Raw genomic sequence first — 15,442 nt, 5'->3', positions numbered from 1 at the left:
CGGAGTCGAACCAATGCTTACAGCAACAGTCGACGGATGTCGGTCAACACATCGGCCAGGAAGGCCGTGAATCGCGCCGCATCGGCACCGTTAATGGCCCGGTGGTCGTAGGAGAGCGACAGCGGCATCATCAACCGCGGCTCGAAATCACTACCGTTCCAGACCGGCTTCATCTGCGCCTTGGAGACGCCGAGAATCGCCACTTCCGGTGCATTGACGATAGGCGTGAAGGCCGTGCCGCCAATGGAGCCAAGGCTCGAGATCGTAAAGCAACCGCCGGTCATCTCTTCGCGCTTGAGCTTCTTGGTCTGTGCCTTCTTGCCAAGCTCGGCCATGGTAGTGGCAATTTCGATCAGTGACTTCTTGTCGGCATCGCGTACCACCGGCACCATCAACCCATCCGGTGTGTCTACCGCGATCCCGATGTGAACATACTTCTTCCACACCAGGGTCTCACCGTCTCCCTTCAGGCTGACGTTGAACTGCGGGAACTTGGTAAGCGCAAAGGCGCAGGCCTTGACCAGGAAGGGCAGTGGCGTGAGCTTGGCGCCCTGTGCCTCGGCCTCGGCCTTCATCGCCTTGCGGAACGCTTCCAGCTCGGTAATGTCCGCCTCATCGAACTGAGTCACATGGGGCACGTTGAGCCAGCTGCGATGCAGGTTGGTGGCGCCCATCTTGAGCAGGCGCCCCATGGGCTTCTCTTCCACTTCGCCGAACTGACTGAAGTCGACCTCGGGAATCGGCGGAATACCGGCACCACCCGTGGCTGCCGGAGACGGCGCCGCTGGCTGAGACTTACCGCTCATGACTTGCTTGACGTAGGCGTGAACGTCCTCCTTCAGCACCCGCTCCTTCGGGCCGCTGGGCTTGACCAAACCCAGGTCCACCCCCAGCTCCCGGGCCAGCATGCGCACCGCCGGACCGGCATGCACCAGCTTGCCGTCCCGCGGCTTGTGCGCTGCCATCTGCGCTTCAGGGCTCGGCGTCCCGCCCGACGTCGGAGCAGGCTTGTCCGCCTTTGCCGAAGATGCCGACGCCTTCTGCTCGGCCGGCTTCTTGCTCTGCTCCTTGCTGGCGGTCGGCTTGGCACCGGCCACTTCGATATAGCCGATCAAGTCACCTTCGGAGACGGTGTCGCCCTCCTTGACGGTGAGCTCCACCAGCTTGCCCTTGTAGGGGCTCGGTACATCCATGCTGGCCTTGTCCGACTCCAGGGTGATCAACGGGTCTTCCTCGTTGACCTCGTCCCCTTCGCTGGCGGCCATCTCGATGATCGGCACGTCGCTGGCGCCAGACAGATCCGGCACACGAATCTCTTTGCGCTCGGGCTCACCGCTGCTGGCGTTCTCCTCCTCGGCCGGGGCCTCAGGGGACTTTTCGTCGCCAGCACCCTCGCTGGACGACGCTTCCGGCTCGCCGCCTTCGTCAGCGCCCTCGCCGGCAATTTCCATGGTCCCGACCACATCGCCCTCGGAAACCGTATCGCCCTCTTTCACCGTCAGCGTGACCAGCTTGCCGGTATGGGGACTCGGCACATCCATGGAGGCCTTGTCCGACTCCAGGGTAAAGAGGGTATCTTCAGCCGCGATGTCGTCGCCTTCGGCCACCGCCACCTCGATGATCTCCACATCACTGGAGCCACCCAGGTCGGGTACCGTGATCTCGACGGTGCGCTTGCCGCCACCGGAACTCTTCTTCGCCGCCGGCTTCTGCTCGGCTGCCTGGGAGTCCTGCTTGGTCGCCGACTCGTCACGCTTGGGCTCAGGCTTGTCGGCCTCTTCCTCGCCGCCGGCATCGTCGCTGCCACCGCCTTCCACCTCGAGCTCGACGATGTCGTCGCCCTCGGAAACGGTATCGCCCTCCTTGACCAGCACCTTCAACACCTTACCGCCCTTGGGCGCGGGCACGTCCATGCTGGCCTTGTCGGACTCCAGAGTGATCAAGGTATCCTCGGCGTCGATGACGTCGCCTTCGGACACCGCGATTTCGATGATTTCGACATCTTCACTGCCGCCGATGTCGGGAACTTTTATGATTTCGCTACTCAAGGTCGCGCTCCTTCCAAATCGTGCCTGGAGCAGGCGGGCCCAGGGCCCGCCTGGCCACCGGAATCAGCTGGTCAGCGGATTAGGCTTGCTGGGATCAATGCCGTACTTCTTGATCGCCTCGGCGACGACCTTGCGGTCCAGCTCGCCGCGGTCGGCCAATGCCTTGAGTGCAGCGACGGTCACGAAGTAACGATCGACCTCGAAGAAATGGCGAAGCTTTTCGCGAGTGTCGGAGCGCCCATAGCCATCGGTCCCTAGTACATGGTAGTCGTTCGGGACCCAGGCACGAACCTGATCGGCGAACAGGCGCATGTAGTCGGTCGAGGCAATGACAGGCCCCTCGCGACCCTCGAGGCAGCGCGTGACGTGCGGCTTTACCGGCTCGTCACCCGGATTCAGGAATGCCTCACGCTCCAGACCCAGTGCCTCGCGGCGGAGTTCATTGAAGCTGGTGACACTCCAGATTTCGGAGCCAACCCCCCACTCGTCGGCGAGCATCTGGGCGGCCACTTCGACCTCCCGCAGGATGGTGCCGCAACCAAGCAGCTGTACGTGCCCCTTGTCGCCCTTCACCTCGCGCAGGCGGTACATGCCCTTGATGATGTCCTCGGCCGGCAGCTCGTCGAGTTCGGGATGCTCGTAGTTCTCGTTCATCACCGTCAGGTAGTAGAAGCAGTTCTCCTTGTCGGCGAACATGCGCTTCAGGCCATCCTGGACGATCACCGCCACCTCATGGCCATAGGTCGGATCATAGCTACGGCAGTTGGGAATGGTGGACGCCTGAAGATGGCTATGGCCATCCTGGTGCTGCAGACCTTCGCCATTCAGGGTGGTCCGCCCCGCGGTACCACCGACCAGGAAGCCGCGGGCCTGAAGATCACCGGCAGCCCAGGCCAGGTCACCGATGCGCTGGAAGCCAAACATCGAGTAGTAGACGTAGAACGGCAGCAGCGTCAGGTTGTTGTTGCTGTAGGAGGTTGCCGCGGCGATCCACGCCGACATGGCGCCCGCCTCGGTAATGCCCTCTTCGAGGATCTGCCCCTGCTTGTCCTCGCGGTAGAACATGATCTGGCCCTTGTCGACGGGCTCGTACTTCTGGCCTTCGGAGGTGTAGATACCGAGCTGGCGGAACATCCCCTCCATGCCGAAGGTGCGTGCCTCATCGGGTATGATCGGCACCACCTGCTTACCGAGTTTCTTGTGCTTCACCAGGCCATTGAGCACGCGCACGAACGACATGGTGGTAGAGACTTCCCGGCCCTTCGAGCCGCCGGTCTGGGAAGCGAATATCTTGTCGTCCAGCGAGGGAATCTCGAGCGCCTCGAAGTCACTGCGGCGCTGGGGCAGGTAGCCGCCCAGACGTTCACGCTGCAGGTGCATGTACTTGAGCTCGGGGGAGTCATCCTCCGGCTTGTAGTACGGCACCTCCTTGAGCTGCTCGTCGGTGAGAGGAATGCCGAAGCGGTCGCGGAATTTGCGCAGCGCCTCGTACTCCATGGTCTTGACCTGGTGCGCCTCGTTGGCCGCTTCGCCGTCGCCGCTGCCCATCCCGTAACCCTTGACCGTGTGCGCCAGAATCACGGTAGGCTTGCCGTTGGGGTTGTTGACCGCCTCGTTGTAGGCCGCATAGACCTTGAAGGGGTCATGACCGCCGCGGTTGAGCTTCCAGATGTCCTCATCGGACATGTGCTTGACCATCTCTTCGGTTTCCGGGTACTTGCCGAAGAAATGCTCGCGGGTATAGGCGCCACCGTTGGCCTTGTAGTTCTGGTACTCGCCGTCGACTGCCTCATCCATGCGCTGCTGCAGGATGCCCTTCTTGTCCTTCTCGAACAGCGGATCCCAGAGCCGGCCCCAGACCACCTTGAGCACGTTCCAACCGGCACCACGGAAGACGCCCTCGAGTTCGTCCATGATCCGGCCATTCCCACGCACCGGACCATCGAGACGCTGCAGGTTGCAGTTGATCACGAAGATCAGGTTGTCGAGCTTTTCACGGCCGGCAAGAGAAATAGCGCCAAGGGATTCCGGCTCGTCGCACTCGCCGTCTCCCATGAAGCACCAGATCTTGCGATCGTACATGTTCTTGAGTTCACGTGAATCCAGATACTTCATCACGTGAGCCTGGTAGATCGCCTGGATCGGCCCCAGGCCCATGGAAACCGTGGGGAACTGCCAGAAGTCCGGCATCAACCAGGGGTGCGGGTAGGAGGAGAGACCGTCGCCATCGACTTCCTGTCGATACTTGTCCATCTGCGCCTCGGTGAGACGCCCTTCCAGGTAGGCACGGGCATAGACGCCAGGGGCCACGTGGCCCTGGATATAGACCAGATCGCCTTCGAAGTCGCCATTGGGCGCTCGGAAAAAATGGTTGAAGCCCACGTCGTACAGAGTCGCTGCCGACATGAAGCTGGCAATATGACCACCCAGCCCGGGATTCGCCCGATTGTTGCGTATGACCTGGGCAATGGCGTTGTAGCGAATCAGGGAGCGGATCCGACGCTCCATGAACAGATCGCCCGGCATGGGCGCTTCGCGATGCACCGGTATGGTGTTGCGATGCGGCGTCGTCACCGAGAAGGGAGCCTGCATTCCGTCACGGCGTAGCCGGTCAGCCAGGCGCGTCAGCAGGTACCGGGCGCGATCTTCGCCCTCACGATCCAGGACCGACTCCAGGGAATCTATCCATTCCGTGGTTTCGACCGGATCGAAATCTTCTCTTGCCTCAAGACTCATAGACGTCTCTCCGAGTGACAATGTGATGTCAGGAAACCCCAGCGGGTAGGTGGGGCATGTTCTTACTGACGATCAGGGAAATCGGGGCCGCCGGGCGGCTCTTGTAGTGAAATTACGGAACAACGTGGCGCTGGATACCACTAATGGCGTAGAACATACCGGAAAGTCGCCTCCCTGCCAATTAAAACAGAATGGAAAAAGTTTCCATAACAACCACATTGCATTGCAACACAAGCCCTTAGGCGCGCTTGAGCATAGACCGCCCAGCTGAAACAGCGCATGTAATAAAACTACCGTATGATTCGATCCATGTTCCTGTAGACACAGCATTTCCTCTTTCCAATCAGCCAAGGCAGTGGCGGAAGTAGGCCCAGTCGAAGGCAGGCCCCGGATCGGCCTTACGCAACGGGGCGATACGCGCGTGACTGGTAATGCGCCCTGGCGTGATATCAGGATAGTCGTCCATGAGCGCCTGCACAGCATGCGCGAGGGTTCGATACTGGGCCTCCCGATAGGCACTGACCTCATTACCTTCCAGCTCGATGCCGATGGAGAAGTCGTTGAGCGCACGTCGCGCACGCCCCCCCTCGATCCAGCAGGAGCGACCGGCATGCCAGGCACGACGATCAAAGGGCACGAACTGTACGCACTCGCCATCGCGGCGAATCAACAGGTGCGCCGATACCTTCAACTCGGCAATGGCCGCAAAGAAGGGGTGCGCGTCGGGATCGAGGCGGTTGGTGAACAGGCGCTCGATATGGTCACCGCCGTACTCGCCGGGAGGCAGGCTGATCGAATGCAGCACCACCGCCGAAACTTCATGCTCGGGCCGCCTGTCCTGATTCGGTGACGGCACCTGTCGCGCTCCCTGTAACCAGCCGCTGTCGATTCTCATCTCGCTCCCCTGACGCCCTCGCTGTAGTTCCCTATAATGACGGTCTTGCAGCTCCTTGCCCATGCGCTCCATGAACCCGAAAAGGCCTGCCATGCATTATCAGGATGCCCTTATCGAAGAGATCCGCGCCAGCGCGGCTCACCTGCTCGCCGAGGATGTCGGCCCCGGCGACATCACCGCTCAGCTGATTCCCGATACCCAGTGGGCAAGCGCCCGGGTGATCACCCGCGAGCCGGCGGTACTCTGCGGCATGGCCTGGGTCGAGGAGCTCTTTCGCCGACTCGATGTCAGCGTCACCCTGCGCTGGAGCGCTGCCGATGGCGACCCGCTGGAAGCGGGCCAGTGCTTTCTCGAACTCGAAGGCCCCGCCCGCAGCCTGCTCACCGGAGAGCGGGCGGCGCTGAACCTGCTGCAGACATTGTCGGCTACCGCTACCCGCACACGCCACTACGCGATGCTGCTCGAAGGCACCGGCGTGCGCCTGCTCGACACCCGCAAGACCCTGCCCGGGCTGCGCCTGGCACAGAAGTATGCGGTCACCTGTGGCGGCGGGCACAACCACCGCATCGGACTCTATGACGCCTTCCTGATCAAGGAGAACCACATCGCTGCCTGCGGCGGAATCGAGGCGGCGGTGAAGGCCGCCCGCCGTATCGCCAGTGACCTGCCGGTGGAAGTGGAGGTGGAGAGCTTCGAGGAACTCGACCAGGCTCTGGCCGCCGGCGCCGACATCGTGATGCTCGACAACTTCTCCCTCGACGACATGCGCGAGGCGGTGAAGCGCAATGCCGGGCGTGCCACCCTGGAGGCGTCAGGCAATGTGGATGAGACCACCCTGCGCGCCATCGCCGACACCGGCGTCGACTGCATCTCCAGCGGTGCCCTGACCAAGGACATCAAGGCCATCGACCTGTCGATGCGCATCGTCGAGCTGGGCAACTCCTAGCGGAGCCAACCCATCCGCGACGCCTTGCCCCGGCTTAGACCGCAAGGCGTTGCGCGACACTCCCCGTACCATTCTCTCAGGTTTCCACCGCTACCAGCCGCTTCTCCAGTCGCCGACGCGGAAGACGCTCACCGCCACGCTCCAGCCACTCCTCACCACGGTCCTGCCAGCCGCGACGCAGCAGGCTGTCAGCCAGCATCAAGCTGGCATCGATGGTGACCCTCTCGCAGCCGTGCTCCAGCAGCAGTCGCTTGGCGTGGACCAGCAGGGTCGTGCCGATACCCCGCCGTGCCAGCGAGGGCCAGACATAGAGCGTCTCGATATGGGCTTCGGAAACGTTCAGTTCGAGAAAGCCCACGCAGCGACCGTCGCAGGCGGCAACCAGCGTCGTATAGAGCGCCTGACGCGCCCCCCATACGCTCGCCTCGCGCGGCAGCGAGTTCGCCCATGCCTCCCGCTGTTTAACGCTGTAGTGGGACGCCGCGCCCTGCATGACGGCATGGTGGAAGACTTCAGCCTGGTCGGCTCCGTCGCGGGCCATGGCCTGGCGATAGATGATCCGTGGAGACTGGGCAGGCGCCGATGGCGCTTCCGTGGTCGTCATCGTTTCCACCCCGTTGTTCCTGCTGTAAGTGACAAACCCGGCACGCAGGTTACACAAGCTCGCTGTCGCGGCCAATGGTGGGCATAATCGGCGCCATGACTCCTGCACAACCTGACGCCGACTTCGCGATGCAACCCATTGGCCACATCGCCAGCGACTTCCCCGACAAGTTCGGCATCCCCCGACAGCCGGGCCTGGCGCCGGCCGCCCGCGCCCGCCTGGTGCTCTCCCCCCCCTTCTCCGACCCCCTCGCCGTGCGCGGACTGGAGGAGTTCAGCCACCTGTGGTTGACCTTCATCTTCCACCTTAGCCCCGATCGGCGCTGGGCGCCGCTGGTACGCCCGCCCCGGCTGGGGGGCAATGCCCGGGTCGGCGTCTTCGCCAGCCGCAGCACCCACCGCCCCAACCGCCTCGGGCTATCGCTGGTGGAACTGATCGACATCGATACCCGCGGCGGGGTATGCCTCGAGCTGCGCGGCTGCGACCTGGTCAGTGGCACCCCGGTGCTCGATATCAAGCCCTACCTGCCCTGGGCGGAAGCACGCCCCGAAGCCCGCGCCGGTTTTGCACCGGAAGCGCCGTTACGGCTTGCGGTGGGTTTCTCGGCCGATGCGGAAGCCGCCCTGGCAACACGGCCCGATGGCGCCTCGCTGCGCGAGCTGGTCATCCAGGTCCTGGCCCAGGACCCGCGGCCTGCCTATCACGGTGCGGGGCGCCAGGGGGGCGAAGCACGGGTCTATGGGGTAAGGCTGCGCGACGTGGACGTTCGCTTCCAGATAGATAACGACGCAGAGGCCTCCAGGATCCGGGTGGTCGACATCGTGCCGGCCTGAACGGTGGCCGGCAACGACAAAGGGCCCCGCGGGGCCCTTTATTCAGTGACATCCAGACAGCAACATCTGAGTCGTCGACATCTAACGTCTACGTAAAGTCGACGCCAATCCGCCGCCCCACTTCCTCGTAGGCCTCGATCACGCCGCCCAGCCCTTGGCGGAAGCGGTCCTTGTCCATCTTGTCCCGCGTCTTGGCGTCCCACAGGCGGCAGCCATCCGGTGAGAACTCATCGCCCAGCACGATCCGTCCCTTGAACAGGCCGAACTCCAGCTTGTAGTCCACCAGCAGCAGGCCGCCGTCAGCGAAGAGCTGCTTGAGCACCGCGTTGACCTTGAAGGTCAGTGCCTTCATCTCGGCCAGCTGCTGCGGCGTGGCCCAGCCGAAGGTCTCCGCCAGCGACTCGTTGATCATCGGATCATGCAGGGCGTCGTTCTTGAGAAACAGCTCGAAGGTTGGCGGCGAGAGCTCGCGCCCCTCCTCCACGCCGAGGCGCTTGACCAGGCCACCGGCAGCGATATTGCGCACCACGCACTCCACCGGGATCATCGTGAGCGTCTTGACCAGGCTCTCGGTGTCGGAGAGGCACTGCTCGAAGTGAGTCGGAATACCTGCCGCCTCGAGCTTGCCCATGATGAAGGCATTGAAGCGGTTGTTGACCATGCCCTTGCGCGCCAGCGACTCCATGCGCTCGCCGTCAAAGGCGCTGGTGTCGTCGCGAAACTGCAGGACCACACGATCCGGATCATCGGTGGCAAAGACCGACTTGGCCTTGCCGGCATAGAGTTCTTGGCGCTTTTCCATGGGGGTCTCCAGAAAGGGTTATCGCAAGACGAAAGGGGGGGCTCTCAGCTCACCGCCTGCCATTGCAGCCCGTGGTCCTGAGCGGCAATCGTCAGACGGGAGGCATCGCCATCGAGCAGTGGCGTCAGCGCCTCGAGCGCCAGCTCGGGGCGATTGTTGTGTTCGGAAAGGTGTGAGCAGACGATACGCTGCAGGCGATCCAACCCCAGCCGGGCAAGCAGCGTGGCCGCCTGGCCGTTGGCCAGATGCCCCCAGTTGCCGCCCACGCGACGCTTTAGCGTCGGCGGGTAGGGTCCCGTCTGCAGCAGGTGAGGGTCGTGGTTGCATTCGAGAATCAGCGCATCGCAGCCACGAAACGCCTCTGCCACATGATCGCTGGGATGCCCCAGGTCGGTCAGCACACCGAGGTGGCAACCGGCCGCCTCGAAACGGAACTGGATGGGCTCGCGGGCGTCATGGGGCACGGTAATCGGATCGATGAGCAGCCCCTTGATCGCGAAACGCGACTGCGGTGTGATCCAGTGTAGCTGCGGCACCTCACCCAGGCGCCCGGAGAGCCAGGTGCCCGGGGTCATATAGACCGGCACGCCATGGCGTCGTGCCAGCGGCCCCACGCCGCGCAGGTGGTCGCCATGCTCGTGGGTCACCAGCACGGCATCCAACTGGGAAGGATGGATATCCAGCCGGGCCATACGGCGCTCGGCCTCACGCAGGCCGAAGCCGCAGTCGACCAGCACCCATGCCTCACCGTCGCTGACCAGGGTGGCATTGCCCTTGCTTCCGCTGCCCAGCGACGCAAACCGCAGCCGCCCCTGCAGCGGGACGACCGGCGGCGAGTCAGCAGCAGCCAGCTGCGACATCAGCGCAGCAGGCCTGCCACCCGCTCCAGCAGCTCACGGGCATCCCTTTCCAGGAAACGTCGCTCGCTCTCGTTGATGGCGCGCAGAGTTGTCCGCTCGGGTCCTTCGGACTCCAGCGCCAGGCGGATATGCTGGGGCATCTGTCGTACATCCGGGCTCATGATGATCTGCACGACCCCACGATCACGCTCGGAGGCGGTCATGTAGTTGATCAGAAAGTCATGGCTCTGAGGGTTCTGCTCAACCAGCTCACGGCGATCCTCCACGGAGAAGTCGGCTTCAAGCTGGTGACTGAGCTCGGCCCAGACTCGATCGATATCCAGCGGAATCCGTACGACCCACTCGCCATCGCCGCGCTGCTCCAGGCGCAAGCGGTCCTCAGCAGCGATCTGCTGACCGGCCAGGGAAGCGGCGCTAGCCGTGGCGCTGCGTGCACTGAAGTGCTGCTCCAGGGCGTCAAGACAGGCGGCGACCGGGCGGCCCGTCTGGTCGCAGCGCACCTCGCTGTCACCCTCGCGCAGGCCCTGTCGAACGCTCAGGCGGCCCTGGTCGGTCTCCAGCACGCCTCGCGTATCGTCGCTGGCCTGAACCTGCAGGCCACGGGCACGGGCGAAGTCCTGCAGCTGAGGCCAGACCATACCCGGGTCAGCCCCCACCACCAGCCAGCGGTCGCTGCCGATTTCTCGGCGCTCGACATAGTCCCGCTCCGTCGCACGCCCGGCTACCAGGCGCTCGGGGCTGGGCGCACTGAAGCGTTCGCTGGAACGCAGCGTGCCAGTGGCCTCCGGAACCGGCATGGCATCCCGGTAGCGCTCGATATTGCGACCTTCCGGAAGGACCAGAGGCGCACTGCGCTGGGCCTCCACGTAGTCGATATTACGGTCATCATAGAAGCCATCGCGTGCGCAGCCAGCGGTTGCCAGGGCGAGAACCGCCACCAGCGGCATCCATTTCAGCGCAAAATTCATGCGTCCACCTTGCATCGTATTAATCGGGGCGTCGGGATATCGGGTCCGGTCGCAGCGTCAGTCGTCTGTCACCCCTGCCAGTTGCAGGGCCTCACCCACGGTCGAGTGGTACTTTTCGGACAGCCAGGTCAGCGGCAGTCGAATACCCGGATCCAGCAGTCCCATGCGGTGCAGGGCCCACTTGACTGGAATCGGGTTGGACTCGATACCCAGGTTGGTATGCAGCGGCATCAGCCGCGTATTGATCTGGTGCGCCTTGTCGGCATCGCCAGCCACGGCGGCAGCGCACAGCTCGTGCATGGCCCGGGGTGCGACGTTGGCGGTCACCGAGATGTCGCCATTGCCTCCCATCAGCATGAAATCGCAGGCGGTGGCGTCATCGCCGGAGTAAAGCATGAAACCGCTGCCCTTGAGACGACCGATCAGATCCTCGGCACGCTCCAGGTTGCCAGTGGCATCCTTCAGGCCAATGATATTGTCGACCTCAGCCAGGCGCAGTACGGTCTCGTTATAGAGGTCCGAGCAGGTGCGGCCCGGCACGTTATAGAGAATCACCGGAAGTTGACTGCCCGCGGCCACTGCCTTGAAATGCTGATACAGCCCTTCCTGAGTCGGCTTGTTGTAATAGGGGCACACCGAGAGGCAGTAATCGGCGCCCACTTCACTGGCATAGCGTGCCAGTTCCACGGCTTCCGAAGTAGCATTGGCTCCGGTTCCGGCGATAACCGGGATGCGACCGTTGACCTCTTCCACCACGGTGCGTATCACGTCGAAGTGTTCGGCAAACGACATGGTGGTGGGCTCACCGGTGGTGCCGGCCGCGACAATGCCATCGGTGCCATTGTCGAGGTGGAAGTTCACCAAGCGGCGCAGCGCCTCCCAGTCGATGTCGCCATTGACCTTCATCGGCGTCGCCAGGGCGACGATACTGCCAGTGATCATCCTCTCGTTCCTCTCCGCTCATGCCGCTCTCGGGTGCCAATTGTCGGCAGGCCCCTCGATGCAAAGGGTAAATGGTACTCAGGCGGCCGAAGGCTGTACAGCGGCACGCACCGGAGACTTTGACAGACGTGGCGCTATTGCGTGTAATCAAGACCTTATCAAAAACCAAGGATCCCCGACATGACGCTTGCCATCGGCCAATCCGCGCCAAGCTTTACCGCTACCGCCACCGGCGATACGACAGTCACCCTGTCCGAACTCAAGGGCCGGCAGGTGGTCCTCTTTTTCTATCCCAAGGCCAGTACGCCCGGCTGCACCACCGAGGGCGGCGATTTTCGCGACCGCATGAGCGACTTCGAGGCCGCCAATACGGTCGTACTCGGCGTGTCCCGCGACGGCATCCGTGCCCAGGAGAACTTCAAGGCCAAGCAGGCCTTCAACTTCGAGCTGATCTCCGACAAGGATGAGACCGTCTGTCGGCTGTTCGATGTCATCAAGCTCAAGAAACTCTACGGCAAGGAGCACATGGGCATCGAGCGCAGCACATTCCTGATCGATGCGGAAGGCAAGCTGGCCCGGGAGTGGCGTGGCGTCAAGGTTCCGGGCCATGCCGATGAAGTGCTCGAGGCTGCCCAGGCACTATATGCCGCTGGTTAAAGACAGCTTCCGCCCGGTGTACTGGGCGGAGGCCCCTCCGCCCTCTCATCCTGTTGCCTGGCTCACTTCTCCACGACCTCCTCGACGACGCCCTCCTCCGCCTGATGCTGCTGGATGCCACGAGGCCAGGCGTAGACCAGCGCCTTGAGCAAGGTAGCGAGTGGAATGGCAAAGAAGATGCCCCAGAAACCCCAGACACCGCCGAAGAAGAGCACCGCGACGATGATGGATACCGGGTGCAGGTTGACCGCCTCGGAGAACAGGATCGGCACCAGAACATTGCCATCCAGCGCCTGGATGATGCCATAGGCAATCAAGACATAGAGGAACTGGTCGCTGAGGCCGAAATGAAATCCGGCAACCGCCGCCACCGGTAGTGTTGCGACGGCAGCACCGATGTAGGGCACCAGCACCGAGAACCCCACCAGTACCGCCAGCAGCGCCGAATAGGGCAGACCGAAGAAAGCAAAGGTGAAGAACGTCACGGTCCCGACAATGATGATCTCGATGAACTTGCCGCGCACATAGTTGGCAATCTGATCGTCCATCTCATGCCAGATACGGGTCATCAGGTGACGCTTCTGGGGCATCAGCGAGAGCGTGAATGCCACCAATTGGTCGCGGTCCTTGAGCAGGAAGAAAACCAGAATGGGCACCAGAACCAGGTAAATGATCAACGACAGGACGTTGCCCAGCGAGGCTAGCGACAGGGTCAGCATCCTTTGACCGAACTGGGTCATCTCCCGCCCGGCGACACCGATCCACTCCTGCACCTGATCCGGCGTCACCAGATTGGGATAGCGCTCCTGCAGGTCGCCCAGCCAGCGCTGGCTGCTGGCGAACATCCGCGGTGTCTCCTGGACCAGGCCCACCAGCTGATTCCATATCAGCGGCATCAGGATGAAGGCCAACGCCATTAGTATGCCGATGAACCCCAGAAATACCACGATCACCGACAGCAGGTGGGGTACGCCTCGGCGCGTCATGGCATTGACGCCGCCCTGCAGCAGAAAGGCAATCACCAGGGCGGTGAGGAAAGGCGCCAGCATGCGACCGAACAGGATCACTACCGCGAAGCCCAGTATCAGCACGACCAGCAGGATCACTGCCTCCTCATCGGAGAAGTAATGATCTACCCAGCTCTTGAAGACCTGACGCAGGGTCATGAAACAGGCTCCTCGCCCTTGCGAATCCAGTAGTGAAAACGCTCGCCTCGCTCTTCACGCGCCACCAGTTCATGAATGCTCTGCTCGGCGAAGGTCTCGAAGTCACGCCAGGAACCCGCATCGGTAGCGATGACCTCAAGAAGCTGGCCGGCCTTGAGCCTGGCCAGTCCCTGCTTCGCCTTCAGCAGCGGTAGCGGGCACGGCAGGCCGCAGGCGTCGAGCACGTCATCTGGTTGCACAGCCATGGTAACTCCCGGGAGAATGCAGGTTGTCGCAAAAAGGGTGACGCTCTTGCGAACGTCAAAGCCCTTGAGATTTAAAGGCACTTTACAGGTCGAATCAATGTCGGATAAGCATTCGATCCCCATTATGACGAGGTTGGCCATGCTGCGTAACATCCGCACCTTCCTGACCGGCAGCGCCTTGGTGCTGGCGCTTGCTCTTACCGGTCCGGCTAGCGCCGCGGATGACTATGGCTTGCCCAGCCTGACCACCGGCAGCCAGGCCATAAGCGGTGAAGAGTATCGCCTGGGCCGCGCCTGGCTGCGCCAGTTCCGCGCCCGTGCGCCTCAGTGGCAGGATCCCATCGCCCAGGACTATGTGGAGTCACTGCTGGCACGCCTGGTTCCCCACAGCGGTGTTGATGGCTCCCGCACGGTCGTGACCCTGGTCGATAGTCGTACCCTCAATGCCTTCGCCGTACCGGGCGGCGTCATTGGCCTGAACGCTGGCCTGTTCGCCTTCGCCGACGAAGAAGATGCAGTGGCCTCGGTGCTGGCCCATGAACTGGGCCATCTCTCTCAACGCCACTATGCACGCGGCCAGGCCCGTGCCGAGCAGACCCAGATCCCCGCCATGGCGGCCATGCTGGCCGGCATGCTCATCGCTGCCAGCGGCGGCGGCGATGCCGGCGTGGCCGCCGCCATGGGCTCACAGGCGGCCTTTATACAGGATCAGTTGAGCTACTCCCGGCGCTTCGAGCAAGAGGCCGATCGCATCGGCCTGCAAGCCATGTCCCAGGCTGGCTTCGACCCACAGGCCATGGTCCGCATGTTCCGCGCCATGCAGCGACAGGCCAGCCTCCAGGGCGGCAACCCTCCGGAGTTCCTGCTCACCCACCCGTTGACCGAATCCCGGATCAGCGACGCCGAATCACGAGCCTCGCAGCTGGAAGCCGCTGAGTCTCGCAATAGCGGGCCAACCTATCACCTGATTCGCGCCCGCGCCCTGCTGACGATCCACCAGCGCGATCCGCAGCAAGCGGTCAATCGTCTGGCACAGGACGACGCCCCGGATACGGCAAGACGCTATCTCGACGCTCTGATCGAGGCCCAGCGGGGCAATACCGAGAGCGCTCTCGCCGCCCTGGATGGCCTGGCCCGTGAGCTACCCGACCTCGCCATGATTCCTGCCAGCGCCGCGGAGGTCGCCTTCGATGCCGGTCGCTATGAGGATGCCATCGAGCGAAGCCGACGCCAGCTGAGGCTGATGCCTGGCTACATGCCTGCCACCCGCATCATGGGCGAAGCGCTGCTGCAACGGGATCCCAACGAGGCGTACCGCGTCCTGCGCGAACTGGCCGAGCGACGTCCGGAGGACCCCCAGGTCTTCACCCTGCTCGCCGAGGCCGCAGGCCGCAGCGATCGCGAGGCCTGGGGCCACCTGGCCCGAGCCGAGCATATGCAGCTGACCGGCAGCATCGACCAGGCCATTCGGCAGCTCGACATAGCCAAGCAGGTCGCCGAGCGAAGCGCCGATGGCAACGCTGCAGCGCGCATCGCGCAGCGGCGTGAGGACTTCGTGGGCTACCGCGAAACGCTGGAGAAGTTCTAGCCGCGATAAGGAGAGAAGCGGCATGTAAGCGGTTTAGCCGGGACGCTGACGCAAACGAGCCGGACAGCGTCAATCGACAGGGATGTCGATTGAGGACTGGCAAGAGGGACCTTGTTCCAGTCCGACGCGGTCCGGCTCGTGGAGCGTCAGGG

Annotated in this window: 14 protein-coding genes; 4 read left to right on the top strand and 10 right to left on the bottom strand. The window is 63.1% G+C overall.

Features of this window, described 5'->3' with window-relative positions; translation table 11 throughout:
* Nucleotides 1-17: 17 nt before the first annotated feature.
* The 3 genes from aceF to ampD all read right to left on the bottom strand — a co-directional run bounded on the left by aceF (nucleotide 18) and on the right by ampD (nucleotide 5,679).
* Entirely contained in the window at nucleotides 18-2,048 is a 2,031-nt protein-coding gene (aceF, locus tag KZO25_RS05890) for a pyruvate dehydrogenase complex dihydrolipoyllysine-residue acetyltransferase (protein WP_066444933.1), read from the bottom strand.
* A gap of 63 nt (nucleotides 2,049-2,111) precedes the next feature.
* Nucleotides 2,112-4,784 (bottom strand): pyruvate dehydrogenase (acetyl-transferring), homodimeric type, encoded by a 2,673-nt coding sequence (aceE, locus tag KZO25_RS05885; RefSeq protein ID WP_066444929.1) that lies wholly within the window; start codon nucleotides 4,782-4,784, stop codon nucleotides 2,112-2,114.
* A gap of 343 nt (nucleotides 4,785-5,127) precedes the next feature.
* Nucleotides 5,128-5,679 (bottom strand): 1,6-anhydro-N-acetylmuramyl-L-alanine amidase AmpD, encoded by a 552-nt coding sequence (ampD, locus tag KZO25_RS05880; protein WP_223136264.1) that lies wholly within the window; start codon nucleotides 5,677-5,679, stop codon nucleotides 5,128-5,130.
* A 91-nt stretch (nucleotides 5,680-5,770) separates the two neighbouring features.
* Here ampD and nadC point away from each other — a divergent pair, with 91 nt between their 5' ends.
* Nucleotides 5,771-6,625, top strand: coding sequence for a carboxylating nicotinate-nucleotide diphosphorylase (gene nadC / locus KZO25_RS05875; protein WP_066444926.1), 855 nt, complete (start codon nucleotides 5,771-5,773; stop codon nucleotides 6,623-6,625).
* A 76-nt stretch (nucleotides 6,626-6,701) separates the two neighbouring features.
* On the opposite strand, the gene KZO25_RS05870 is transcribed toward nadC, so the two are convergent.
* Nucleotides 6,702-7,229, bottom strand: coding sequence for a GNAT family N-acetyltransferase (locus KZO25_RS05870; RefSeq protein ID WP_066452194.1), 528 nt, complete (start codon nucleotides 7,227-7,229; stop codon nucleotides 6,702-6,704).
* A gap of 95 nt (nucleotides 7,230-7,324) precedes the next feature.
* On the opposite strand from KZO25_RS05870, the gene tsaA reads away from it, so the two are divergent.
* Nucleotides 7,325-8,062: a tRNA (N6-threonylcarbamoyladenosine(37)-N6)-methyltransferase TrmO gene (gene tsaA / locus KZO25_RS05865; protein ID WP_262488862.1), complete on the top strand. Its 738-nt coding sequence runs from the start codon at nucleotides 7,325-7,327 to the stop codon at nucleotides 8,060-8,062.
* A gap of 88 nt (nucleotides 8,063-8,150) precedes the next feature.
* Here the strand turns inward: tsaA and purC are convergent, their stop codons facing one another.
* Genes purC through dapA form a run of 4 tightly spaced genes read right to left on the bottom strand, consistent with a single transcriptional unit; the run spans nucleotide 8,151 to nucleotide 11,634 of the window.
* Nucleotides 8,151-8,864 carry a phosphoribosylaminoimidazolesuccinocarboxamide synthase gene (gene purC, locus KZO25_RS05860; RefSeq protein ID WP_223136263.1) on the bottom strand — a complete coding sequence of 238 codons (714 nt, stop codon included), beginning with the start codon at nucleotides 8,862-8,864 and terminating at the stop codon, nucleotides 8,151-8,153.
* Between the two features lie 44 nt (nucleotides 8,865-8,908).
* The gene (locus KZO25_RS05855) at nucleotides 8,909-9,724 is read right to left on the bottom strand and encodes an MBL fold metallo-hydrolase (protein WP_223136262.1); all 816 of its coding nucleotides are present in this window, start codon (nucleotides 9,722-9,724) and stop codon (nucleotides 8,909-8,911) included.
* On the bottom strand, nucleotides 9,724-10,692 hold the full coding sequence (locus KZO25_RS05850) for a lipoprotein, NlpB (protein ID WP_262488861.1): 969 nt from the start codon (nucleotides 10,690-10,692) through the stop codon (nucleotides 9,724-9,726). The genes KZO25_RS05855 and KZO25_RS05850 overlap by 1 nt, the downstream gene beginning before the upstream one ends.
* A 57-nt stretch (nucleotides 10,693-10,749) precedes the next feature.
* Nucleotides 10,750-11,634 carry a 4-hydroxy-tetrahydrodipicolinate synthase gene (gene dapA, locus KZO25_RS05845; RefSeq protein ID WP_066444910.1) on the bottom strand — a complete coding sequence of 295 codons (885 nt, stop codon included), beginning with the start codon at nucleotides 11,632-11,634 and terminating at the stop codon, nucleotides 10,750-10,752.
* A 180-nt stretch (nucleotides 11,635-11,814) separates the two neighbouring features.
* On the opposite strand from dapA, the gene KZO25_RS05840 reads away from it, so the two are divergent.
* Nucleotides 11,815-12,291: a peroxiredoxin gene (locus KZO25_RS05840; protein ID WP_223136261.1), complete on the top strand. Its 477-nt coding sequence runs from the start codon at nucleotides 11,815-11,817 to the stop codon at nucleotides 12,289-12,291.
* 62 nt (nucleotides 12,292-12,353) lie between these two features.
* Here the strand turns inward: KZO25_RS05840 and KZO25_RS05835 are convergent, their stop codons facing one another.
* Together KZO25_RS05835 and KZO25_RS05830 are read right to left on the bottom strand one after the other, a co-directional pair.
* The gene (locus KZO25_RS05835; protein ID WP_066444904.1) at nucleotides 12,354-13,457 is read right to left on the bottom strand and encodes an AI-2E family transporter; all 1,104 of its coding nucleotides are present in this window, start codon (nucleotides 13,455-13,457) and stop codon (nucleotides 12,354-12,356) included.
* Nucleotides 13,454-13,702: a sulfurtransferase TusA family protein gene (locus KZO25_RS05830; protein WP_066444901.1), complete on the bottom strand. Its 249-nt coding sequence runs from the start codon at nucleotides 13,700-13,702 to the stop codon at nucleotides 13,454-13,456. Before KZO25_RS05830 ends, KZO25_RS05835 begins: the two co-directional genes overlap by 4 nt.
* Nucleotides 13,703-13,841: 139 nt before the next feature.
* Here KZO25_RS05830 and KZO25_RS05825 point away from each other — a divergent pair, with 139 nt between their 5' ends.
* Complete coding sequence (locus tag KZO25_RS05825) at nucleotides 13,842-15,290, top strand: M48 family metalloprotease (RefSeq protein WP_223136260.1); 1,449 nt, start codon at nucleotides 13,842-13,844, stop codon at nucleotides 15,288-15,290.
* Nucleotides 15,291-15,442 lie beyond the last annotated feature (152 nt).

The sequence above is a fragment of the Halomonas sp. ANAO-440 genome (assembly GCF_019915905.1).
Taxonomy (GTDB): Bacteria; Pseudomonadota; Gammaproteobacteria; order Pseudomonadales; family Halomonadaceae; genus Halomonas; species Halomonas chromatireducens.
This window is presented reverse-complemented; position numbering and strand designations above follow the sequence as displayed.

Bases quoted from the DNA above. Each gene is read 5' to 3' on its own strand.
- aceE (WP_066444929.1), bottom strand. From the start codon at position 4,784: ATGAGTCTTGAGGCAAGAGAAGATTTCGATCCGGTCGAAACCACGGAA.
- ampD (WP_223136264.1), bottom strand. From the start codon at position 5,679: ATGAGAATCGACAGCGGCTGGTTACAGGGAGCGCGACAGGTGCCGTCA.
- nadC (WP_066444926.1), top strand. From the start codon at position 5,771: ATGCATTATCAGGATGCCCTTATCGAAGAGATCCGCGCCAGCGCGGCT.
- KZO25_RS05870 (WP_066452194.1), bottom strand. From the start codon at position 7,229: ATGACGACCACGGAAGCGCCATCGGCGCCTGCCCAGTCTCCACGGATC.
- tsaA (WP_262488862.1), top strand. From the start codon at position 7,325: ATGACTCCTGCACAACCTGACGCCGACTTCGCGATGCAACCCATTGGC.
- purC (WP_223136263.1), bottom strand. From the start codon at position 8,864: ATGGAAAAGCGCCAAGAACTCTATGCCGGCAAGGCCAAGTCGGTCTTT.
- KZO25_RS05855 (WP_223136262.1), bottom strand. From the start codon at position 9,724: ATGTCGCAGCTGGCTGCTGCTGACTCGCCGCCGGTCGTCCCGCTGCAG.
- KZO25_RS05850 (WP_262488861.1), bottom strand. From the start codon at position 10,692: ATGAATTTTGCGCTGAAATGGATGCCGCTGGTGGCGGTTCTCGCCCTG.
- dapA (WP_066444910.1), bottom strand. From the start codon at position 11,634: ATGATCACTGGCAGTATCGTCGCCCTGGCGACGCCGATGAAGGTCAAT.
- KZO25_RS05840 (WP_223136261.1), top strand. From the start codon at position 11,815: ATGACGCTTGCCATCGGCCAATCCGCGCCAAGCTTTACCGCTACCGCC.
- KZO25_RS05835 (WP_066444904.1), bottom strand. From the start codon at position 13,457: ATGACCCTGCGTCAGGTCTTCAAGAGCTGGGTAGATCATTACTTCTCC.
- KZO25_RS05830 (WP_066444901.1), bottom strand. From the start codon at position 13,702: ATGGCTGTGCAACCAGATGACGTGCTCGACGCCTGCGGCCTGCCGTGC.
- KZO25_RS05825 (WP_223136260.1), top strand. From the start codon at position 13,842: ATGCTGCGTAACATCCGCACCTTCCTGACCGGCAGCGCCTTGGTGCTG.